17 protein-coding genes are annotated in these 22,054 nt (G+C 46.4%); 7 read left to right on the top strand and 10 right to left on the bottom strand.

Going from position 1 to position 22,054, the window contains the following annotated elements; translation table 11 throughout:
- The first annotated feature begins 231 nt into the window (after nt 1-231).
- The gene (locus K4039_RS01530; RefSeq protein WP_265233354.1) at nt 232-1,041 is read left to right on the top strand and encodes an AMIN domain-containing protein; all 810 of its coding nucleotides are present in this window, start codon (nt 232-234) and stop codon (nt 1,039-1,041) included.
- A gap of 34 nt (nt 1,042-1,075) precedes the next feature.
- Here the strand turns inward: K4039_RS01530 and K4039_RS01525 are convergent, their stop codons facing one another.
- Nucleotides 1,076-1,675 (bottom strand): DUF3172 domain-containing protein, encoded by a 600-nt coding sequence (locus tag K4039_RS01525; RefSeq protein ID WP_265233353.1) that lies wholly within the window; start codon nt 1,673-1,675, stop codon nt 1,076-1,078.
- 850 nt (nt 1,676-2,525) lie between these two features.
- Between K4039_RS01525 and clpS the strand changes: the two genes are divergently transcribed.
- A complete protein-coding gene (gene clpS / locus K4039_RS01520; protein WP_265233352.1) occupies nt 2,526-2,807 on the top strand; it encodes an ATP-dependent Clp protease adapter ClpS in 282 nt (93 codons plus the stop codon).
- 252 nt (nt 2,808-3,059) lie between these two features.
- Here the strand turns inward: clpS and K4039_RS01515 are convergent, their stop codons facing one another.
- Nucleotides 3,060-3,401 (bottom strand): RNA-binding protein, encoded by a 342-nt coding sequence (locus K4039_RS01515; RefSeq protein ID WP_265233351.1) that lies wholly within the window; start codon nt 3,399-3,401, stop codon nt 3,060-3,062.
- A gap of 286 nt (nt 3,402-3,687) precedes the next feature.
- Nucleotides 3,688-4,965, bottom strand: a complete 1,278-nt coding sequence (locus tag K4039_RS01510; protein WP_265233350.1) for a hypothetical protein — start codon at nt 4,963-4,965, stop codon at nt 3,688-3,690.
- A gap of 496 nt (nt 4,966-5,461) precedes the next feature.
- Here K4039_RS01510 and murF point away from each other — a divergent pair, with 496 nt between their 5' ends.
- The 3 genes from murF (at nt 5,462) to K4039_RS01495 (ending at nt 8,281) form a co-directional block, all read left to right on the top strand.
- Nucleotides 5,462-6,844 carry a UDP-N-acetylmuramoyl-tripeptide--D-alanyl-D-alanine ligase gene (gene murF, locus K4039_RS01505; protein ID WP_265233349.1) on the top strand — a complete coding sequence of 461 codons (1,383 nt, stop codon included), beginning with the start codon at nt 5,462-5,464 and terminating at the stop codon, nt 6,842-6,844.
- Nucleotides 6,845-7,200: 356 nt separating this feature from the next.
- Complete coding sequence (locus K4039_RS01500) at nt 7,201-7,560, top strand: hypothetical protein (RefSeq protein ID WP_265233348.1); 360 nt, start codon at nt 7,201-7,203, stop codon at nt 7,558-7,560.
- Between the two features lie 91 nt (nt 7,561-7,651).
- Complete coding sequence (locus K4039_RS01495; RefSeq protein ID WP_265233347.1) at nt 7,652-8,281, top strand: Uma2 family endonuclease; 630 nt, start codon at nt 7,652-7,654, stop codon at nt 8,279-8,281.
- Nucleotides 8,282-8,310: 29 nt separating this feature from the next.
- Here K4039_RS01495 and K4039_RS01490 read toward each other — a convergent pair whose 3' ends face one another.
- The 7 genes from K4039_RS01490 to rpsB all read right to left on the bottom strand — a co-directional run bounded on the left by K4039_RS01490 (nt 8,311) and on the right by rpsB (nt 18,514).
- Nucleotides 8,311-8,745 (bottom strand): hypothetical protein, encoded by a 435-nt coding sequence (locus K4039_RS01490; protein WP_265233346.1) that lies wholly within the window; start codon nt 8,743-8,745, stop codon nt 8,311-8,313.
- 259 nt (nt 8,746-9,004) lie between these two features.
- Nucleotides 9,005-9,649 (bottom strand): Uma2 family endonuclease, encoded by a 645-nt coding sequence (locus K4039_RS01485; protein WP_265233345.1) that lies wholly within the window; start codon nt 9,647-9,649, stop codon nt 9,005-9,007.
- A 505-nt stretch (nt 9,650-10,154) separates the two neighbouring features.
- Nucleotides 10,155-12,239, bottom strand: coding sequence for an elongation factor G (fusA, locus tag K4039_RS01480; RefSeq protein WP_265233344.1), 2,085 nt, complete (start codon nt 12,237-12,239; stop codon nt 10,155-10,157).
- Between the two features lie 412 nt (nt 12,240-12,651).
- Nucleotides 12,652-15,138, bottom strand: coding sequence for an ATP-dependent DNA helicase RecG (recG, locus tag K4039_RS01475; protein ID WP_265233343.1), 2,487 nt, complete (start codon nt 15,136-15,138; stop codon nt 12,652-12,654).
- A 351-nt stretch (nt 15,139-15,489) separates the two neighbouring features.
- Complete coding sequence (locus tag K4039_RS01470; protein WP_265233342.1) at nt 15,490-16,473, bottom strand: hypothetical protein; 984 nt, start codon at nt 16,471-16,473, stop codon at nt 15,490-15,492.
- Between the two features lie 220 nt (nt 16,474-16,693).
- Nucleotides 16,694-17,356 (bottom strand): translation elongation factor Ts, encoded by a 663-nt coding sequence (gene tsf, locus K4039_RS01465; RefSeq protein WP_265233341.1) that lies wholly within the window; start codon nt 17,354-17,356, stop codon nt 16,694-16,696.
- A gap of 327 nt (nt 17,357-17,683) precedes the next feature.
- Nucleotides 17,684-18,514 carry a 30S ribosomal protein S2 gene (rpsB, locus tag K4039_RS01460; protein WP_265233340.1) on the bottom strand — a complete coding sequence of 277 codons (831 nt, stop codon included), beginning with the start codon at nt 18,512-18,514 and terminating at the stop codon, nt 17,684-17,686.
- Between the two features lie 607 nt (nt 18,515-19,121).
- Between rpsB and K4039_RS01455 the strand changes: the two genes are divergently transcribed.
- Nucleotides 19,122-21,326 carry a cation:proton antiporter gene (locus tag K4039_RS01455; RefSeq protein WP_265233339.1) on the top strand — a complete coding sequence of 735 codons (2,205 nt, stop codon included), beginning with the start codon at nt 19,122-19,124 and terminating at the stop codon, nt 21,324-21,326.
- Between the two features lie 131 nt (nt 21,327-21,457).
- Complete coding sequence (locus K4039_RS01450) at nt 21,458-22,039, top strand: hypothetical protein (protein ID WP_265233338.1); 582 nt, start codon at nt 21,458-21,460, stop codon at nt 22,037-22,039.
- Nucleotides 22,040-22,054 lie beyond the last annotated feature (15 nt).

Genomic DNA, 22,054 nt, shown 5'->3' with positions numbered 1-22,054 from the left:
GTGTTTGTGGCGAAATTATGCTAGTTTAAGGGGAAGGAAAAAAAATAATTATGAATGCGTATCTGTTGGCATTAGGTAAAATTTTTTAACTGACAATTCCGAAATTACCAGAAAGAATTGGTTTAAAGCCTCTCCCTTTGAGGGAGAAATTAAAATAAGACTATTCATTGCTTCAATCCTCTTCCTACCAGGTAAAGTGCTGTCAACTGTCAACTGTCAACTGAACAATTAATGTTAAATCTCAACTTTCACCCAGCACCCATGCAATACCAAAAATTACCGCCGAAATTTTGGGCAGACTTACAAAAATTGACTGCTAAGTGTATTTTACGCTCATGGTTCGGCTCTGTGTCGATCGCCCTGAGCATAGCAGCAGCCACCACAGTTGCGACTGTGCAAATCACACAGCAACCAGCCAATGCTTCTACAATCACCAGTTGGCAGTTCGATCCCGCCACAAATCAGCTAGAAATTACTCTCCCAGAGGGAACAACTCCCACCTATTCTCTACTCAACCCGTCTCAAATTGCTGTGGATTTGCCCAATACTACGATCGGCGTTGATGTCACTCAACTATACCCGCAAGGCAATGTGCATTCCGTGGGGGTGACTCAACTGCCATCAGGAAGCGCCAGAATTTTGGTAAATTTGGCTCCAGGAGTGGCTTTCAACGGTGAGCAAATTAAATTCCAAAGAGTCGGAGAAAATCGCTGGGTGTTGCGTCCATCGATCGAGCCTGCTTCCTATCAGGCAACTCTCGAAACGCCAGCACAGCCTGCAATACAAGTACCGCCTAATCAACCTCTGACAGATTCTAACTCAACTGCTGCGATCGCGCCTGTCCAACCTGCCTCGGCTGAGGTGATAACTTACGAGCAAAACTCTTTGCGGCAGTCAACTCCAAACGACCAAATCCGACCGATAAATGTGCCTTTAGTCAGGGTTCCGGTTAACCGACCCAAGGGGGTAGGTTCTGCCCCTGTACGCCGTCCTGCTGCGCCTGAACAGCGGATTATCGACTTTGGTGAACCGCTGCGCTAAAACTTGCTTTCAGTCGATAATCCGATCCTCGCCGTTAGAAATTTTGACCTTCTGTCGCTGGAGCTGTCGAACCCGGTTGGTTGAGGAACAAGTTTTTAGCGCCGTCGTTTTGGTAAATACAGTTAATTTCCGGTTGACCTTCCAGAGGGCCGGTGAAGCCAAAGGTGTTCATGCGATTTTTGCACTCGCGCACTTGGTTTTGGTTGATCAGTTTTCTTTGTTCGAGAATTGCCCAGTTATTGGTTCGCAGGACGCATCCGGGACGCATACTCGGCTGGGAGATGTAGACGTTGAAGGGGTTGAGGGTGACGAAGAGGCGCATATCAGTCACCATCGCACTGGCTCCAAACTGCACGCACAGTTCCGGGTTCGGGGCGCTGCGATCGATAAATTCCCTGGATGCTACGTTTTCTGGGCTAATTGTCGCTGTGGAACTGAAGGCAATCCCAATCCCAATTCCCAGAATAAACACGGCTGTTAAAATCCCTAGGGTGGCGGAATTGAGGAAAGAGGGTTTGTTAGACTGAGGTTGTCGTCGCGATTGTCCGCCAAATGAGCCGGAGTCTTCGTCTCCTCGGAATGGGTCGCCACCGAATTTGTCTCTGTCGTTGTAGGAGTTAGGTTTACGTTTCATATAATGTTCAGTCCGTTCTGGGGAGTTAACAGGTAGTAGTTTTTTATTTTTAACCGATCTTGCCTTTCTATTATTATGGCGCTAGATAGGTCGCGGCTACGAGCCCAGGACGGCCGATCTGCGTTTGGTGTGGTTCACGGCGAGCGATCGACCAGGCTACAACCTTGCTTGAATTTGAAGATTTCAATAAAATAACTGAAAGTGAGATACTCTTGCACAGCGGAGCAATCCCGGCTCAAGATTATTGACCGAAATTAATGAGATACAAGCCCTATCATAAAAAATACTCGGTAAGTGGGAAACTCAGAGTCTTTAGACCTGAGAAGAAAACGACTCGGCGGTTTCAACCGCCTTGAATCTTTCTTGCCATTACCGCCTTGGAGTTACTTGGTTTGGTGTACTTTTGTAATGCACTTTCGACGGGACAGTTATCGTCTCAAACCTTGTAACCCTGTACGCATAATGTTTGCTCGATTAGAGCCTACGAAAGCGGGGTGATGTTCGCTTGTCGGTCAATGTTATCAGGGCTTGTTAGGCTAGCAGCACTGCAAAGCGTGACCTTGAAACTGTTTAACCACTAGCGACAGGGCAGGGGACTAGCGTCGCATCCACAGGGTGTCGTGACCCAAATAACGTAGACCTCGAAGGTATACGGCTGGTCAGAATGGCTTACTTGATTTCTCTTGCAAGCCCAATCTCTTTAGAGTTGGGTTCCTGACAGTTCGACTTCTAGTGTTTTAGGTGCGAGCCTATCTGAGAAAGTTCTCTCTATGAACGAAGAATCCCCTCCCACGAACGGTAGGGGAGTGTCAAAAATTTTAACATCCTACAAGTCAGGAGGTATAGATTAGTGTCTGTCGAAATTATTCAAAAGCCTTCTACAGTCCGCAAGCTTGCACCACGCTACCGCGTGCTGCTGCACAATGATGATTTCAATCCGATGGAGTACGTGGTGCAGACTTTGATGGCGACGGTACCGAGTCTGACTCAGCCACAGGCTGTGAATGTGATGATGGAAGCCCACACTAATGGACTGGGATTGGTGATTGTTTGTGCTCTGGAACACGCTGAGTTTTATGCTGAAACGCTCAACAATCACGGATTGATCAGCAGCATCGAACCTGACGATTAAAACAGTAGAGGCACTCCCAGGGCTTCGCCCAGATTGTTTCTGACTCAAACCTCATCTTCATACCAAAAAGCCAGGGGACTAACCCCTGGCTTTTTGGTATATTTAATGCGGTCGATCGCGAGACTTAAAGAGTAAAGGTTGGGAGCAACCGGGCCGGAAATCTTTCGGACGGTGGTTCAAAGCTAGGTGGCCTCGATCCCCAATTTCAGCTCTCCAATCTCAAATCTCGATCCTCGGGAATTAATTAGGAAATTAATAACGTCCGCCGCCGCCGCCGCCGCCACCGCCGCTGCGACCAAATTTGCCTGGGCCGCCGCCGCCCCGGTTGCCGCCGCCCCGGCCGCCTTCATCTTCGCGGGGCTTGGCTTTGTTAACTTTGAGATCGCGACCCATCCACTCTGCTCCGTCGAGAGCAGCAATTGCTGCATCTTCTTCGGCATCTGTTGACATTTCTACAAAACCAAAGCCGCGGGGGCGACTGGTTTCTCTGTCGGTAGGTAGATGTACTCGCTTAACGGTTCCGTATTCGGCGAAGACGGCGGTGATGTCTTCTTGGGTAACTTGATAGGATAAGTTACCGACGTATATCGACATGAGGAATAACTCCAAAAATTAGACAGTGCAAAGATTTCAGTTTCGGAGAGTCCCCTGCCGATACAGAAGGGCAAGTTTTTAAACAATTCTGTAGCAATGAACAAAGCCTGCAACCGAATCTGATACACTTGGGATTTTAACACAGAATAGCGTCTTTTGAGTAGCTTTTAGCAGTTAATTAAGTCGTTTTAATTCAATTTCCATTTTTTAGGGTATTCAGAAACCCGATTTTGACCTGTGATGTTTGGGGCAAGGTGGCATCTGAGAGAGTTGTGGCGCCGGCCGACTACCGCAGGAAAGATACGTCTAGATTGCCGAAATTGGTACTCAAAGCTAGATTCAGGTTTTCCAGGGCTTTGACTAACCACACCACGCCTTCTCTGGTAGAAAATTCGTAGTGACCGAACAAAATTGCCAACCGCTTTTCTAGGTAGGCCTTGACTTTGCTGCAAATTAGCACGATTTTCAGCAGCAAACCTGTGGTCTGGGTGGGCCCGATGTTTGAGATTAGGTCGATGAAGACGAAGTGGTTGGGCCGCGCAGGACTCTCTACTACTAAAAAGTTCAATAACTGGCTGCAAGTTCTGATCATTAAAAATTCGTTGAAGTTCTGAGCATCGTTGTGGGGAAAGGTATTTTGTAGTTTTTTATACAGTTTTTCGTTAAATTGACGTTTGCCGTAGCGATCGTCAGTGACGGAAGAAATTAGGTATTCGTACAAGTCGTCTTTAAAGGAGCTGTAGGACACAGTTGTGCTGGTGTTCGCCATGAAGCGGCCCGCTAGCTGTCTGTAGGTATCGGCTCCTTCTACTTTTCCGACAAATTGCTTGAGGGCAAAGAACAGTTCCGGGTCGCTCAACAGTGTGGGGTTTTTTATAGTTTGTATATTCCTAACGAAGGACATTGAGGTTTCTCGGCGGGCTGTTTGGGCTTTTCTCACTTGGTGAGCGACGTATTGTGAGAGGTCTATTTCAAATTGCTGTTGCTTTTGAGTTTGGATTTTTTTAATGATTTTTTGCTGTTCGTAGGTGCTGTCGTCGCTGAGGAGGCAGTGTTTGTAGAGGTAAGGATAACGGGGAATTAAGGTTCCGAGGGCTAGGGTGGCGGGGGTTTTGCTGTTGCTGCTATCTTCATTGCTGTGAGTGATGACTTTGGCTAAGCGTTGGAGGGTGAGGTACTGTTCGCTTTCGGTAAATTGATTTACTAATTTGGGGATGGAGTGAGCCACCCGCGATCGACTGTATCCCAATATTTTGGGGGCTTCTTCAAACAGAGCGATCAATTCTGGGATGGCTGCTTGCTTGCTTGGGTATGTTTGCCAGCGGTTGATCAGGATGTGGCAGCAACGGTTGAGGATGTACTTGAATTCTTGTTGGGCGTATGGTGAGGCTGCTATTTTTTCTAGTGCTTCAGCGATGGTGCGATCGCCATATCCGTTACCGTGGATAAACAAAGTGCGAAAACGGTCGATGAGTTCGATCGGCTGTTCTACTTGTACCAACTCCAGCCAGTGGTTGTAAAGTAGCTGTTCTTCTTCCTGGATTTGTCTGTTATAGTCGTTCACTTTAGATTAACCCTCCAAGGATTAGGCAGGAGCTTTAAGCGCCATTGGCAGATGGGAATTGGCAGATGAAGCGCCTGAATTGACTCAACCGAGCTTCTCGCCTCCCCAGGCTTAGGGGTGGAAGCGGTCAGCATCTTAAGCCGATCGATCTTTTTTACTTAGTTAAACTATTTGTCAACACCAGCATGACATGAATTGTTTGCAATTAGCAAGGCCTAAAATCACCACAAACTTTGTAAATTCTTGATAAAGATTGTGGGTGTGTTCTAAATAATTTCTGGGGGGTCAGAGGATTTATTATTACCAGTATCAAGGTCAATCCTAGTCAGTAGCGCGCACTTATACCATTGGGGATGGGAATGACTGATGACTCCCAGAGTTTAGATCGCGGGGAAAGCAGTTGCATTCTTTTTGGAACTGGTGTCAGTTAAATTGGAGGTCGGGCGAGGTAGGATTAGCTGTGAAAATAATGATTTGAAATGTGAGTGCTGGTAATATGGTCTGTCGCGTAAGTGTCGCTCAACTTGCTGAAATTTTAACTGTACTTTTGCCTGCTTTGTCTGAGGACGTTCTGACAGCTTTAGGGACAGGTATTGCCACAGATACGCGCACCATTCAGGGGGGCGAAGTATTTTTAGCGCTGCGGGGAGACAATTTTGACGGGCATCAATTTGTGGCTAAAGCCCGTGATTTGGGGGCGATTGCGGCGATAGTCGATCGCGATTGGCCGCTTGAATTGCCTGATTTTCCGCTGTTGCGGGTTGAGGATACTTTAAAAGCTTACCAGGCGATCGCCCGTTGGTGGCGCGACCAATTCAGTATACCGATAATTGCGGTTACTGGTTCTGTCGGTAAAACTACTGCCAAAGAATTAATTGCGGCGGTTTTGTCAACCAGTGGAAATGTTCTTAAAACTCAATTTAACTACAACAATGAAATTGGAGTCCCCAAAACTCTGTTAGAGCTTTCGCCGACACACAATTATGCTGTAATTGAAATGGGAATGCGCGGACTAGGCGAAATTGCGCTGCTGTCGCAAATTGCGCGTCCTACTGTGGCGGTAATTACTAACGTAGGAACGGCGCATATCGGGCGATTGGGTTCGGAAGATGCGATCGCCCAAGCTAAGTGTGAATTGTTATCTGAAATGCCTGCTAATAGCATTGCTATTATCAATTACGATTCTGACAGATTAATCACAACTGCGGCGAAAGTTTGGCAGGGGAAAACGTTAAGTTACGGATTAGAAGGCGGGGATTTGTGCGGAGAATTAATTAATAATGATACCATGTCTGTAGAAGGTATAGAATTGCCGCTGCCCTTGGCTGGACGACATAATGCTGTAAATTATTTGGCGGCTTTGGCGGTAGCCAAAGTTTTAGGTATTGATTGGGAAGTTTTACAGCAAGGTTTGTCTGTGCAGTTACCGGATGGACGGGCGCGCCGCTACGATTTACCGCAGGATGTTGTGGTTCTGGATGAGACTTATAATGCTGGTTTGGAGTCGATGTTGGCGGCGCTGAGATTGTTAGCGGATACTCCGGGAAAGCGCCGGATTGCGGTGTTGGGCACGATGAAGGAGTTGGGCGAAAGGGCGATCGAATTTCATCGACAAGTGGGAAATGCGGCGCGAGATTTAAACCTTGATGCTTTGTTTATTTTTGCGGATTTTGAGGAAGCGGCGGCGATGGCTGCGGGTGCGGCGGGTTTGCCTTTTGTGCAGGTGGAAGATATTACGGGGGAGGATTCTCACGCAGATTTAGGTAGGCATTTGATGGATTTTGTCGCTGCGGGCGATCGTATTTTATTTAAAGCTTCTCATTCGGTGGAATTGAATCGAGTTGTGGAGAAGTTTCGCGCTGATTTTGGCGGTGAGTAATATTAAGGAAAATCGGCGCTTGAAATCACATTCAACCGCCCTTTTATCTAAAATATACCTCTTGCATAAATGTTTGATTGATAAATTAACCGCAGATTCAAGATAGATAAACACAGATAAACGCAGAGAATTTCAAGAGGATTGGTGACTTGTGCAAGAGGTTTAACAAGAAAAATAGGTAAAATAAATGCTTCAAGAAAACACTGCAAATAATACAGCAATTTGGCATCGACTTGTTGAGAGCGAGATTGTTTACATCGAAAGCCGTCAAAACTTTATCATAGATTGTCCAAATAAGGTAGCAATTTTTCATAAAGCTCTACATACCCCATACCCCTGCCGACAGAGGTACAGCATTGCGACTTATAGAGTATCTCAAAATAGAAGAACGCCAGCTTTTGTTCGACGATTTAATTGACTTAGCTAGCGTTTCGCACTCAGATATTGAACTTTGCCGCCAAGTTATTCTTGCTTTACCTAAATCATGGCTTATAGAAAATATTGAAACAAGTACCGCTAAAATTATGGAAAATGGAACGGATGAAGAGTACAGACGACTGTTAGAGCTATATATTAAAATTGACTTAGAACTGGCGGGAAGACTTGCTAAACAAGCATTGGATCATGCAGATCCTGACGTTGGCGAGGTTGGAGAAGATTTCGATAACTATATCAAAAGGGCAGGTAGCGAACGTATTGCTCTCAAAGTCAATTAGAGATCGTAGGCGCAAGCTGGGGCGTAGCCATCGCACTTTGATTGATGATATACTTTAAAAGTGCGATCGCTCTCTTCACCCAAGTAGTGCCATGACTGCTAAAACTCTCAGTGCCCCCGAACAAATAGTTGAGCTATCGAATATCAGTTGGCAAACTTACGAAACTTTGCTTGCCGAACTCAGTCATAGGCGACTCCGGCTAATATATAATCGTGGAAATTTGGAAATTATGACACCTTCTCCTGAACATGAACATTTAAAAGAAGTATTGGGTCGATTTGTTGAAACCTTAGCAGAAGAATTAGATGTGAGAATTGAGCCTCTTGGTTCTACTACATTCAAACGTCCTGAACTTCTTGGTGTAGAACCAGACAAATGTTTTTATATCCAGAATGTTAGTGCAATTAAAGGCAAAAAAAGACTCGATATGAGTCAAGATCCGCCGCCGGATTTAGTGGTGGAAATTGATATTACCAGCAGATCCGACAGTACGTTGCAAATTTATGCCGAGCTGGGAGTGCCGGAAGTGTGGATTTACAATGGTTCGCGGCTCAGAATTAACAGATTGGAGAGTCAAGGGTATGTGGAGTGCGATCGCAGTTTAGCATTTCCGAGTGTGGCTATTTTAGAGATTGTCAGTTTTCTGGAACAAGCGGAAACAATGGATTATTTGGAATTAGTTAAAGCATTTCGGAATTGGGTAAAGGGACAAATTAGTTAAAACCTAAATAATCTTAACTATGAATAAAGTTACTCCCCAGAGCGCTCTAACGGCTCGATTTCGATATCTGGAGCAATCTCAATGGCTGCAATTCTGGCATTCTCAACTATCGTATTTCCTATCATTGTATTGTGTACTGCCTCAAACTTAGATTCGGCTTCCGAAATTTCTTCGTAGTGTACAATCACATGATAATATTTATTAATTGGTTCTCCAAAATCTGAAATTTCCACGGCAAGCGAATCTATATTCTGAGATTCTTCGGCTTTCTCGCGATACTCGTCGGCTAAATGTTCCAGGGCGATCGCGAGCGCGTGTTCTTTTGTTTGTCCGTAAAAATTAGATTGCTCGTCGGGACGATCGCTCAAAGATGATGAAATTTGGCAAATATACTGCTCGTTTTCTTGAGGAAAAACGGCGATGGAAATTGTTCCCTCAGTGCGATCGGGCTTGATTTCAGTCATCTCAACCTCCCTAGAAAATAGACTTTGCGATTGCGACGCGAGCGCGAACATGACATCAAGGCGTTGACATACTCACGAGCCTAAAAGTGCGGTGATTATTGACGCTCGATTCGGATAATTTTTCGATTGTTGCCTCTATATTATACTAAAGTTAGGGGAGTAATTGTGAAGTAAGGGCGATCGATTATTAATCGAATCTTAGCAAAAATTAGAGCGATCCTCTACGAGGGCTTCGCTAACGCGCAAATCGATCGCCCATCTATTCCCCTTGCAGAATTTGACTCCTCACCCACTCGCGGAATAACCGCAGCAAAGCCTTTTCTTTTGTAGTCTTCCTCAATTCCAAAAACCGCAGCATTTCAGACTTTAACAGAAAAGGAAAGGTTGGAGAAACCTCGCACTCTGCGTATTCATTGCCTTCTAACTGATAAATGATTAAACGCTTGCCATCGTAGCGCCAAATTTCTGGTACACCCAAACTTGCGTAAAGTTCGAGACGATCGATCGAACTGCTGGTAATGTCAATTTCAATAGCTAAATCTGGTGGTGGATCTTCATTGAGATCGATTTGTTCTTTATTCCAGACAGCATCTTCATTCTGAATATAGTAACATTTATCAGGTTCTAACCCTCGTTCCAAATCTTGGCGCTTGCAGGTTAGTGAACCCATGCTGCAAATGTCCACATTTAATTCATCAGTTAGAACTTCCACAAAATTCCCTAATAGTTCTCCAGACTTTTCATGTGGTGCTGATGGACTCATAATTTCTAATTTACCTCGATCGTAAGTCAGGCGAATTCCTCTCTGTTGTGCTAACTCGTTTACTAGGGATTCGTAGGTTTTCCAGCTAATGTTTTTTAGGAGAATTCCGCTAGTTTGATTCTGGATTAGGGTGGCTGTCATGGCTACCTACCTGGGTTGTAGATTATTGATCGTATTTTAGCAAATATGATATTTGAGTTATTTCATAAATCTGCGATCGATCGCGAAACCGCAAATAAATGCAAATCAACGCAGATAATTTTAACCCACATTCCGCACCCTAGGGTGTCACACAGTATAATTACTCATTGAAATCGATTTTTCAAGTAATAAATTATGCCTTTCACAAAATCTTTATCCGTCAACATACGGTACGAGAGTATAATTTGTAGCTGAATTGATCGATAAAAATAAGTAAAAACCGATTGTGACAGTTGAGGGTGCGGAATGTGGGTTTTAACAGTCGTGGACGCACCAAAATCAAAGAAACCGGGTTTTTTCCCTAATCTCATCGCTGCGGCGAAGGATTTCGTGAAAAAACCCGGTTTCTGGCTACCTTTTCAGGCAGTACGTAGGCGCAAGCCGGGGCGAAGCCATCGCACTATTCGTAGGCGCAAGCCGGGGCGAAGCCATCGCACTTAACACACTACTTAGCAGCTTGACGCTCTTTCGCTTCCTTGATCACTTCCTCAGCGATATTGCTCGGACAAGGAGAATAGTGCGAGAAAGACATCGAAAACTGACCGCGCCCGGATGTCATGGTACGCAAATCGCCAATGTAGCCAAACATTTCGCTCAACGGCACGTCGGCCTTAATCCGCGCTCCTGTTTGTCCGGTTTCCTGAGATTTCATCATCCCCCGGCGGCGGTTGAGGTCGCCGATGACATCACCCATGTGATCGTCTGGGGTGAAGACATCGACATTCATGATCGGTTCGAGCAACTGAGGCCCAGCTTTCGGCACCGATTGGCGGTAGGCGGCTTTGGCTGCAATTTCAAAAGCCATTGCTGAAGAGTCAACCGGGTGGAAACCTCCATCAACTAGGGTGAATTTCAAGTCTAAGCAAGGGAAACCAGCCAAGACGCCCACATCGATGCAGCTTTGGAAGCCTTTTTGCACCGCTGGCCAATACTCTCTCGGTACGCTACCGCCAGTTACTTTTGACTCGAACACGAAGCCGCTACCGACTTCACCGGGTTCGACGATATAGCCGATTTTCGCAAATTGACCTGAACCACCAGATTGTTTCTTGTGGACGTAGTTGTCTTCGAGGCGTTTGGTGATCGACTCGCGGTAGGCTACTTGTGGTTCGCCAACTTCTACCTCGACACCGTGGGTGCGTCTGAGAATGTCCACTTTGATGTCGAGGTGCAGTTCGCCCATGCCCTTGAGAATGGTTTCGCCGCTTTCTTCGTCTGTCACCATGTGGAAGGATGGATCTTCTTGCACCATTTTCGTGAGCGCTGCTCCCATCTTTTCTTCGCCTCCTTTGAGTTTCGGTTTGACCGAAATGGAGATGACTGGTTCTGGGAAAACCATTGGCTCTAGGGTTGCGGGATTTTTGGGGTCGCAGATGGTGTGTCCGGTGCGGACGTTCTTCATGCCCACAATCGCTATAATGTCGCCTGCTTGAGCCGAGTCAATTTCTTCGCGAGAGTTGGCGTGCATTTCTACCAAACGGCTGATGCGCTCGGTCTTGCCTGTGGCGGTGTTGAGTACGGTGTCGCCTTTGGATATCTTACCGGAGTACAAGCGGGTAAAGGTTAAAGCTCCGAAGCGATCGTCCATAATTTTAAATGCCAGGGCGCGCAATGGGCCTTCTGGATCGACGATCGCGAAATTGCCTGTTTCCTCGCCATCCAGATCAACTTCTGGCTGTGGCGAGACTTCCATCGGATTCGGCAGGTAGTCAACGACTGCATTGAGCACCAACTGCACGCACTTGTTCTTAAACGACGAGCCGCAGTAAGTCGGGAAAAATGCCATGTCGCGAGTACCCTTGCGGATGCACCGCTTGAGGTCTTCGATACTCGGCTCGTTTCCTTCGAGGTACTGTTCCATCAGGTGATCGTCCTGCTCGACGGCAAGTTCGATCAACTGTTCGCGGTATTTCTCGACATCATCCACCATATCGGCTGGAACATCGGTAATTTCGTAGTTCAGCGGATCGCCAGAATCATCCCAGATCCAGGCTTTGCGGGTCAGCAAATCTACCGCGCCGCAAAACTTTTCTTCAATGCCGATCGGCAAAACCATTACCATTGGTTTAGCTGCGAGGACTTTATCGACTTGCTTGACAACTCGGTAAAAATCTGCACCCGTGCGATCGAGCTTATTGATGTAGACAATACGAGCAACTTTAGAATCGTTAGCGTAGCGCCAGTTAGTTTCAGATTGCGGTTCAACTCCACCGGAACCGCAGAATACACCGATACCACCATCGAGAACCTTCAGCGAACGGTAAACCTCGATCGTAAAATCGACGTGTCCGGGAGTATCAATGATGTTGAGCTGATGCTCATTCCAGAAGCAGGTAGTAGCAGCGGATTGAATCGTAATCCCGCGCTCTTGCTCCTGTTCCATGAAGTCAGTCGTCGCCGCGCCTTCGTGAACTTCACCGATTTTGTGGATTTTGCCTGTCAGTTTCAGGATTCTTTCAGTTGTGGTGGTCTTGCCAGCATCTACGTGGGCGAAGATGCCGATATTTCGATAACGAGTGAGATCTTTCATAATTAGCGTTGAGATTAAATGCGACGAACCGTCGGCGACCAACTGCAAGCTTGACAAGCGAGGAATTAATTCTGCCTTACCAGCGAGTACGGGCTGGATTTCCTTTTCCCTGTTTTTGGCAGGACTATCTTAATTTTGACACTTCTCCGTCATTCCTGCGAAGGATTCTTGGGTGAATAAGAAGACCGGGCGGTTGAAACCGCGTCTACACAAACAAAACCTGCCTCCGCAGGTTGAAGACCGGGCGGTTGAAACCGCGTCTACACAAACAAAACCTGCCTCCGCAGGTTGAAGAATGGGCAGTTAAAATTGCGTTATTTTATTCAGTCCGCGGAGGCGGACTTCGTTTTTGTAGAAGCGGTTTCAACCGCCGTCTAATAGAAGAGAAGACCGGGCGGTTGAAACCATAGGTCTAAGTCAAAATCGAGCCACTCATCATCCGGCGATATCTCCGATCCAATTCATCCCGAACCACCGGCCACTGATTCAAACTTTCATCACTCTCAATTACCATTTGAGCCGCCGCCCTCGCCAACTCCAAAACCTCCTGATCCTCAACCAAACTCGCCAAAGCAAAATCCGGTAAACCCGACTGCCGCATTCCCAAAACCTGACCAGGCCCGCGCAATCTCATATCCATTTCTGCAATGAAAAAGCCATCTTGAGATTGTTCTAAAACCTTCATTCTCTGCATAGCTTCCGCAGTCTTGGAACCGGGCATTAACAAACAATAAGAACGGCTTTTGCCCCGACCAACTCGACCCCGCAACTGGTGCAATTGCGACAGTCCAAAACGCTCCGAATTTTCAATCATCATTACCGTTGCATTCGGCACGTCCACTCCCACTTCAACCACAGTCGTAGATACTAAAATATCAGTTTCTTTGTCCCGAAACTTAGTAATTGCCTCATCTTTGTCAGCACTGCTCATCCTACCGTGGAGCAAACCCACCTTAAATTCAGGAAATATACTTTTTTCGAGTTTCTCTTTTTCCTCAATTGCCGATCGCACATCCAACTTTTCCGACTCCTCCACCAGAGGCAGCACCACATAAACCTGACGGCCGCTCGCCACTTCCCGGCGAATCAGATCGTAAGCTTGGATGCGTTCTTTGGCAGATAGAACAGTCGTTTGAATCGGCTGCCTGCCGGGGGGAAGTTCATCAATTTGACTCACGTCTAAATCGCCGTGGAGCGTCAGCGCCAGCGTCCGGGGAATGGGAGTTGCGGTCATCGTCAAAACGTGGGGAGATTCACCTTTTTGCTGCAATTTAGCGCGCTGCTGCACACCGAATCTGTGCTGTTCATCAATTACTGCCAAACCCAATTTATGGAAATTTACCGTATCTTGAATCAGCGCGTGAGTTCCCACTAAAACAGGTAATTCTCCGGTTTCTAACTGGCTGTGAATTTCCCGGCGCTTTGCTACCTTTGTTGAACCAGTTAACAGTTCGACAGACAAGTGCATCAAATTAAACCAACCTACCAATTTGCGGTAATGCTGTTCTGCTAAAACTTCTGTTGGTGCCATTAAAGCGGCTTGATAACCGGATTGAATTGCTGCTAGCATTGCGACTACGGCGACTACGGTTTTGCCCGCGCCGACATCGCCTTGTACTAATCTGTTCATCGGTTGCGGCGAAGCTAAATCGTTGAGGATGTCGTTAATTACTCTTTCTTGAGCATTTGTCAACGCAAAAGGCAATATTTGGTAAAAATCTGCGATTAATTTACCACTAGGAAGGATGACTGCACTAGCTTGAGCTTTTCTTTGGGTTTGGCGACGCTTTAAAAGTCCTAATTGTAGGTAGAAAAATTCGTCAAAAACTAAGCGGCGGCGGGCGGCGGATAGACAATCGCGATCGAGCGGGAAGTGAATATTTGCCACCGCATCGGCTAAACCCATTAAGCCGTAACGATCGCGCAAATCCTCAGGTAGTGATTCCGACAACAGTTTCGCGGCGGGAATTGCAGCTAAGATCGATCGTCTCACGGAACCCGCATCCACCCCTTCCGTCAGCGGATAAACTGGTATCAGGCGGCCGACTTTCATAGATTCGATCGCACCGCCGGAATCGTCTAATACTTCTAACTCAGGATTTTCTAAAGTAATCCCATATTTACCCTGTTTCACCAACCCCGAAGCAGCGACTACCGCACCAGTACAATATTCGCGTTTTTTGAATTCTTGCCAGCCGCGATTACTGTAACGAGGTCCGGCAAAAAAGCGACTAATTTTAATTTCTCCGGTACTGTCTTTTAAAATTACTTCTAATATCGTTAATTTCTTATTTTTCGGGCTAGAAAAGCAATTGCAGCGCTTTACTTCGGCGATTAAAGTGACTGTTTCCCCAGCTACTAACTCGCGAATTCGTACTTGCTTTGCATAGTCGATGTGGTTGCGGGGATAGTAGTAAAGCAAGTCGTATACGGTGTCTAAACCGAGTTTTAGCAAGCGGTTGCCGTTGGCGGGGCCGATGCCGGTCACGCGCGTTAACGGTTGGTCAAGGGTCAGGCTGGCTGCTGGGGGTGCTGTATTCAGGGGTGCGGTTCGGGGAACAGAAACGGCTGGGATGCTTGTATGAAGAGCGTTTTGTTCGATCGGGTGCTGGGTTTTTTCTTCCCAAACTTGCTCCATTTGTCTGAGAAAACTGACCGTAATCAAGAGCAAATGCTGGCGCTGTTCGAGATCCTTCTGAGGGTAGATGTCAAATTCAGCAGCTAGTTGTCTAGCTCGATCGCGCGAAGAACCCGCCACAGCGCCTGCAAGCTGTCTCAAGCTGAGGCCCAGAAACTCGCTGAAGCGGTATTGACTGCCCTGAAGGTCGTTAAATCCGCGATCGGCTTCTACTGAAAGAGCTTTTTGCAATCGCTGCCATTCTGGTCGATCGATAGTCATATCAATTTATAAAAGAAGGAAGAAGGAAGAAGAAAGAAGGAAGAAGGAATAAAAGCTTATGTTTCAGGAATTTAACAAGGTTGTTACAGTCTTGGCGGTTGTCATAACTTTTGTTTAAAAGAGCTCCTACCAAAAAAAGTATAGCACCGAGAACTGAGAAACCCAGTTTATCTAATAAACCTGGTTTCTCAACACCCTAAAAGCTTTAGGTTTTTCCCCTCAAACCTCGAACCTGCATCCGTTAAATCCCGTACATTGCTGGTTGCCGAACTTCCTTCTTCCCTCGAAGCTCTTCCTTATGTCAACTGACAACTGACAACTGACAACTGTCAACTGTCAACTGACAACTGACTAATCTTCAAACCAACTCGATCGCCAAGCCGACTCAGCCTCCACCACCGCCATTTCCCGCTGCTTTTTCTGGTAATCGCGGCCGAGGGAGTTCAATTTTACAGAGAGGTTGCGAATTTGCTGGCGCCAAGCCGAGGTTCCCGCATCAGCAAACTCTATTTCCGACAACCGCAGTTTAATCGCTGTAATGTGCAAAGCATTAGTACCCGGTCTTTTTTTCAAGTTTGGCGGTGCTGGTGAGCTATCTGTTTCAATGATTAAGTTTAATAAGTTAGGTGGGCCCGCCACGCTGTCGCCGGACAATTCAGCACCAGAAGCAGCTTCTAGAACCTGTTCTGGCAATTGACTGGGCAAGATTCCCGACTTTTGCAGCAAGCGGTTGGTATCGCGAGAAAGCAGTTTGATCATCTGGGCGATCGACTTTTCAATACTATTTTGCCAGCGCGCCAAACTTTCGGGAGAATTGGCAGTTGGCACCTGGTAATTTGCCACTGAAAATAAATATTTAATGGCGGAAAGTTGTTTGTTTTCCTCTTCTTCCTCTTCTTCCTCTTCTTCCTCTTCTTCCTCTTCTTCCTCTTCTTCCTCTTCTTCCTCTTCTTCCTCTTCTTCCTCTTCTTCTTCCTCTTTTTCCTCTTTTTCCTCTTCTTCCTCTTCTTCCTCTTCGTGTTTGTCTAAGTCCTCTTCCTCTTCCTCTGCTTCTGATGCAGTCACCAGCGATCGCAATTTTTCCTCCGACGCCGCAGCCAAAAGCCTTACAGACTGCTGCATTTTCTGCCGCCCGTCGAAGGACAACTTGAGAAACGACTCAGGCACCGCTTGAGTGCAAAGGTGATAACAAGCCAAAATTAACTGCTGCCGCACCGCTTGTCCCAACGCAGTTAAATAACCCTCGTAGGTACTGCGAAACTCTAAATTTAAGACTGCTAAGGCCTCTTCGAGTCCTGCCAAATCTTGCTCTATGCGCTCTCTTGCTCCCACCATATCTCCCGTATAAAATTAAAATAGGACGTATAAAATTAAAATAGAACGATCGGCAAAAAACCCGGTTTCTGCCACAAATTGTCTGACTCAAAGAGTGAATTCTGGTTAGAAACCGGGTTTTTAGTACGCAGTGTATGAGTTCTGCAAAAATTAAAAATTAAAAATGCAAAAAATTAGCTTTTCACATTTTTAATTTTTAGTTCTAAATTTTAATTTCCGATTAGCTAACAGCACCGATTTGGGCTGCAACTTCATCGGCAAAGTTAGCTTCTACTTTCTCAATGCCTTCGCCGAGCACAAAACGCACGAAGCGGCGCACTTCGACCTTTTCGCCGATTTGGGCGATCGTTTGTTTCACCAACTCTTCCACCGAGATATTCTGATCTCTAATAAAAGGCTGATCCATCAAAGATAACTCTTTCAAACGCTTATCAATCCGCCCTTGAACAATCTTTTCTTTGATGTTTTCTGGCTTGTTGCCCAAGTCATCCTTGCCCATTTCAATTGCCTTTTCGCGATCGACAATTTCGGCGGGGATATCTTCAACTTTCACGTATTCCACATTTGGGCAAGCTGCAATTTGCATCGCAATATTCCGCACCAAAGCTTGGAAATCTTCGCGGCGGGCGACAAAATCGGTTTCGCAGTTAACTTCCACTAAGACACCGACGCGGCCGCCAGTGTGAATGTAGCTGCCTACAATACCTTCAGAGGCAACTCTTCCACCTTTTTTGCCTGCCGAAGCCAGACCTTTTTTCCGCAGCCACTCAATTGATATTTCGACATCGCCATCGTTTTCAACGAGGGCTTTTTTGCAGTCCATCATGCCCGCGCCAGTTTTGTCGCGCAGTTCTTTAACAAGTTTTGCAGATATGTCCGCCATCTTCTTTAAGTTCCCAATCAAAATTAGTTATTAGTCATTAGTCATTAGTCATTAGTCGTTAGTCATTAGTCATTAGTCATTAGTCTTAATGTTAATGATTAGACAAGAGTTAAGAAATAGCAAGTCAGCCTTCTGGCGGATTTGGTACCTGTAGCACCTGAATTAATTTTGGCGCTAACACTGCGGAATGCTTTTGTCAGAAATCTACTAATGACCGAGACTAATGCCATTTACAATTAAAAATTAAAAATGTCCAATTAAAAATTATTATTTTTAATTTTCAATCTTTAATTTTTAATTGCCTGGTGTCAGATGCCGATCGCAATACTAGCTTTCGGTTTCTGCGCCTTCAGCGTCGGCTGCTTCGTCGGGATCTACATAATTGGGGTCATCCAATTCTTCGATTTCGACATCGTATTCAGCGCCTTCGTAACCACCTTCATAGTCGTAGTCTTCGTCACCTTCGCCGACTTGTTGACCGTGACGACCTTCGTAGATGGCATCAGCCAACTTGCCGACAATCAGTTTGATCGATCGAATAGCATCATCATTTGCTGGAATCGCAATGTCAACCAAATCTGGGTCACAGTTGGTATCCAACAGAGAGACGATCGGAATTCCCAGCTTTTGGCATTCCAACACAGCATTATACTCGCGGCGTTGGTCTACCAGCACCACTCCGTCAGGAATCTTACGCATAGTTTTGATTCCGCCCAAATACTTCTGGAGTTTTGCCATTTCTCGGCGCAACACTGAAGCTTCTTTTTTCGGCAGCAAATCTAGAGCGCCGATTTCCTCGCGGCGTTCCAAATCCTTGAGGCGTTCCACGCGGGACTTAATCGTCGTCCAGTTGGTGAGCATTCCCCCCAGCCAGCGCTGGTTGACGTAGTAAGCACCGCAGCGTTGAGCTTCTTGGGCTACAATCCCCGCAGCTTGGCGCTTTGTACCCACGAACAAAAACTTTTTACCTTTTTCCGAGGCCACTCTCATGTACTCGTAGGCTTCTTCCATAAGCTGAGCGGTTTGCACGAGGTCGATGATGTGAACCCCGTTGCGCTCTGTAAAAATGTAGGGAGCCATTTTCGGATTCCACCGACGGGTTTGGTGTCCGAAGTGAACCCCTGACTCTAACATTTGAGCCAAACTAACTACTGGCATTGTATTTTTAACTCCTGTATTCGGGTTAATCCTCCACCCGGTAGTATTTCTGAGGGTTTGCGCCCTTGAAACACCCGAAAACCCGGATGTGCGAATTTAAACAACTTTTCTAGTCTATCACAGGGCTTACCACTTTTTCTGACTATCTTAGATCCGTAGGGTTGGGCTGCCGGTGCGCGCCCGCTTGAGTGAGATGCGGGTGCGTAGATTGGGTGCGGGGGCGCACGCTACGGTTAGAGTGACTAGCAAGCGCATCTTAATAAACCCAAAATTCAGGTTTGAGGTTGTCAAAGCCTTTGTTAGCCTGTGAGACAATGGCGTTGGTGCGTGTCTTGTGCCTTATAGTTCGATCGAGCTTGTATTCATTTTGTTCGATCGGTAATTCTGCCAGCTTTACCAGAAAGAATTGGTTTAAAGCCGGAACCCTTCTAAGGAGAAATTAAAAGCAGACTATTTATTACCCCAATCCTCTTCCTTATTTTGTCAAGTGCTGTCAACCCTTATCCCTTGCGAGCGGGCAAGCTGTCAACTGTCAACTGTCAACTGTCAACTGTCAACTGAATGCCGTCCCTTCTCGATCCGCAAAAACCCTAAAGCTAAAAACGCCATGCCCATCCCCATTCTCGTCCTGCTGGAAGTTCTAATTGTGATCGCACTTTCCCGACTTGTCGGCTTAGGATTTCGAGCGATCAAACAACCTCAAGTCATTGGAGAAATTGTAGCAGGAATTATGCTAGGGCCTTCTCTTTTCGGTTTGGTCGCACCAGATTTAGCAACAGCACTTTTTCCAGCCGAAGCCGTTCCCTTCCTCAACGTGCTGTCTGAGGTGGGGCTGATATTTTTCATGTTCTTGATTGGTTTAGAACTGAATCCCAAGTATCTCAAAAACAATTTAGATATAGCGATATTAACTTCCCACGTCAGCATTTTAGTGCCGTTTTCCCTGGGCAGCATCCTAGCACTGCTGCTGTATCCGATCGTTTCAAATAATAGCGTTTCATTTACAGCCTTTGCCCTATTTTTAGGCGCTGCGATGTCAATTACTGCCTTTCCAGTGCTGGCCAGAATTATTACAGAACACAACTTGCAAAATACAAAATTAGGGACGCTAGCCCTAACTTGCGCTGCTGTAGACGATGTGACGGCGTGGTGTTTGTTAGCGGTGGCGATCGCAGTTACGCGCACTAACTCGATGATCGGCGCTTTGCCGACCATTATTGAATCTATAATTTACATCGGTTTTATGTTGACTGTAGTGCGCTGGTTCTTGCAGCGGCTTTCCAAGCACTACAACCGCACGGGCAGATTAACGCAGTTAGTGCTGGCGGGAATTTACATGGGAGTTGTAGCTTCTGCCTTAATTACTGAATTGATCGGCATTCATTTAATCTTCGGTGCATTTTTGCTTGGTGTGGCTATGCCAAAAAATGCCGGACTCACCAGAGAATTAGCTGAAAAAACCGAAGATTTTGTCCTGATATTTCTGCTGCCAATCTTTTTTGCTTACAGCGGTTTGCGTACTCAAATCGGCCTGCTCAACAGTCCCGAATTGTGGCTGCTGTGCGCCGCAGTTTTAGGAGTAGCAATTATTGGAAAATATGTCGGCACTTACGTTGCTGCTAGAGTTTGTGGCATTAGCAATCGCGAAGCTTCGGCGCTTGGTTGGATGATGAATACTCGCGGTTTGACTGAACTAATTGTGCTGAATATCGGTCTGTCTCTGGGTGTAATTTCGCCGCTATTGTTTACGATGTTGGTGATTATGGCTTTAGTCACAACTTTCATGACTTCGCCACTGTTGGAGTGGACTTATCCAAAACGATTAATTCGGTTAGATATCTCAGAAGTGAGTTCGGAGGATTCAGAATTAAAAGATTCGCCAATGGCTGGAGAAAGCGCAGAAATCAACAATAAATTGCTGCCAACTTATCGAATTTTAGTGCCTGTTGCTAATCCTAGTACGCAGAAAGGTTTGCTGCAACTGGCGATCGCCCTGGCGCAGCCTGCGGCAGGTACGGGTGGTAGTGATTTGCAGTCGGCGGCGGTTCATCCTCTGAGTTTGATTGAATTAAATGAGGATTATGCCTTTCAAAGTACGCCCGCAGAAGCCGATCGCATTATCCAGGAACGCCGCTCGAAATTATCAGAATTGATTGAGAGTTTGGAATTGCCGGATGCGAGAAAATTCGTGCATCCCATTATTCGGGTTACTAAGGATGTGGCGCGGGAAACGGCGCAAATCGCGGAAATCGATCGCGCGGATTTGATTTTGGTAGGATGGCACAGGCCTACTTTTAGCAGCAACCGTTTGGGAGGACGTGTCGGCCAAATTCTCAGCAGCGCTAAGGTGGATGTAGCAATTTTTGTGGACAGAGGCCGGGAACAGTTGAATAATTTGTTAGTGCCTTATGCGGCAAATATTCATGATGATTTGGGGTTGGAATTGGCGCTGAGACTGTTAGTTAATAGCGAAGAACGCCGTTTGACGGTGCTGCGGGTGGCGGTTGAGGGGGAAGAGGGAAATGAGCTGAGTTACGAGTTTCAGCGAGTGATGGAGCAGTTGCCGGCTGAGGTGCGATCGCGCATTGAAACTCCGATTGTGGAGGCTGCTGAGCCAATTCAAGCGGTGATTGCTGCTTCTGCTAATGCTGATTTGACGATTGCGGGTACGAGTCGGGAGTGGGGAATTGAACGCCAAACTTTGGGACAGTATACTGATGAGTTGGCGGTGCAGTGTCATTCTTCGCTGCTGATTGCACGGTGTTACGTTAAAGTGCGATCGCACTTAGCGTCGGTACTCACTCAAGGGTAGTTTGTTGACTGTTGACTGTTGACTGTTGACTGTTGACTGTGCGTAGTCAAAGCGTCGAAGGGTTATTGGTTATTTGTTATTGGTTATTTGTTATTGGTTATTTGTGAGGTGCTACAAATCCCCAATGCCCAATGCCCAATGCCCAATTCCCAATTCCCAATGCCCAATGCCCAATTCCCAATTCCCAATTCCCCATTCCCCAAATTATGATTAATTTAAATGTCAAGTTGTTATCATTTTATGGTATTTCGATCGCCTTGGTTGCCGTGCTGTTTAAGGTAGTAACTGCTTACGGAGAAACAAATTTAAAGGCTCCTCCGGCAATTGCTGGAAGTTATCGCTTTGATGCTAAAAATTTGCCCGATTGCCTGAAATCTGATGCTTTGGTATTGACAATTGAGCAATCGGGTGTTTATTTGAGCGGTCATTTGCGATCGGGTAACAGCGAGGCCGATCGGGAAAAAATAGCCGAGGAGAAACCTTCTCTAGTTGGGAAATGGGAAAATCAAGGGTTGAGTTTGTCGGGTGCGGTTCCTAATTTAGAGGGTTGCAGCGACTCCACAGCGATCGGTCAAAACAGTTCTGTTAAACTGCGAGGGATTGTGGACGGAGAAAGCCTCAAGGGAAAAATTAGTCTGACGGATCGGGCGGCGGCTAGTGATTTTACGGCTCAAAGAGAAGTGGCGGCGAAACCCCAGAAGCAGGAACATTGATCGATCGCCATCGGG

Source organism: Lyngbya sp. CCAP 1446/10, assembly GCF_026130175.1.
GTDB lineage: Bacteria > Cyanobacteriota > Cyanobacteriia > Cyanobacteriales > Microcoleaceae > Microcoleus.
The sequence above is the reverse complement of the archived record's forward strand: the minus strand, read 5'-3'. Positions and strand labels throughout refer to the sequence as shown.

What these genes read in the sequence shown, in the direction of transcription:
- K4039_RS01530 (WP_265233354.1), top strand. Translation starts at nt 232, where the DNA reads ATGTTAAATCTCAACTTTCACCCAGCACCCATGCAATACCAAAAATTA.
- K4039_RS01525 (WP_265233353.1), bottom strand. Translation starts at nt 1,675, where the DNA reads ATGAAACGTAAACCTAACTCCTACAACGACAGAGACAAATTCGGTGGC.
- K4039_RS01515 (WP_265233351.1), bottom strand. Translation starts at nt 3,401, where the DNA reads ATGTCGATATACGTCGGTAACTTATCCTATCAAGTTACCCAAGAAGAC.
- murF (WP_265233349.1), top strand. Translation starts at nt 5,462, where the DNA reads ATGGTCTGTCGCGTAAGTGTCGCTCAACTTGCTGAAATTTTAACTGTA.
- K4039_RS01495 (WP_265233347.1), top strand. Translation starts at nt 7,652, where the DNA reads ATGACTGCTAAAACTCTCAGTGCCCCCGAACAAATAGTTGAGCTATCG.
- K4039_RS01490 (WP_265233346.1), bottom strand. Translation starts at nt 8,745, where the DNA reads ATGACTGAAATCAAGCCCGATCGCACTGAGGGAACAATTTCCATCGCC.
- K4039_RS01485 (WP_265233345.1), bottom strand. Translation starts at nt 9,649, where the DNA reads ATGACAGCCACCCTAATCCAGAATCAAACTAGCGGAATTCTCCTAAAA.
- fusA (WP_265233344.1), bottom strand. Translation starts at nt 12,239, where the DNA reads ATGAAAGATCTCACTCGTTATCGAAATATCGGCATCTTCGCCCACGTA.
- recG (WP_265233343.1), bottom strand. Translation starts at nt 15,138, where the DNA reads ATGACTATCGATCGACCAGAATGGCAGCGATTGCAAAAAGCTCTTTCA.
- K4039_RS01470 (WP_265233342.1), bottom strand. Translation starts at nt 16,473, where the DNA reads ATGGTGGGAGCAAGAGAGCGCATAGAGCAAGATTTGGCAGGACTCGAA.
- tsf (WP_265233341.1), bottom strand. Translation starts at nt 17,356, where the DNA reads ATGGCGGACATATCTGCAAAACTTGTTAAAGAACTGCGCGACAAAACT.
- rpsB (WP_265233340.1), bottom strand. Translation starts at nt 18,514, where the DNA reads ATGCCAGTAGTTAGTTTGGCTCAAATGTTAGAGTCAGGGGTTCACTTC.
- K4039_RS01455 (WP_265233339.1), top strand. Translation starts at nt 19,122, where the DNA reads ATGCCCATCCCCATTCTCGTCCTGCTGGAAGTTCTAATTGTGATCGCA.
- K4039_RS01450 (WP_265233338.1), top strand. Translation starts at nt 21,458, where the DNA reads ATGCCCAATGCCCAATTCCCAATTCCCAATGCCCAATGCCCAATTCCC.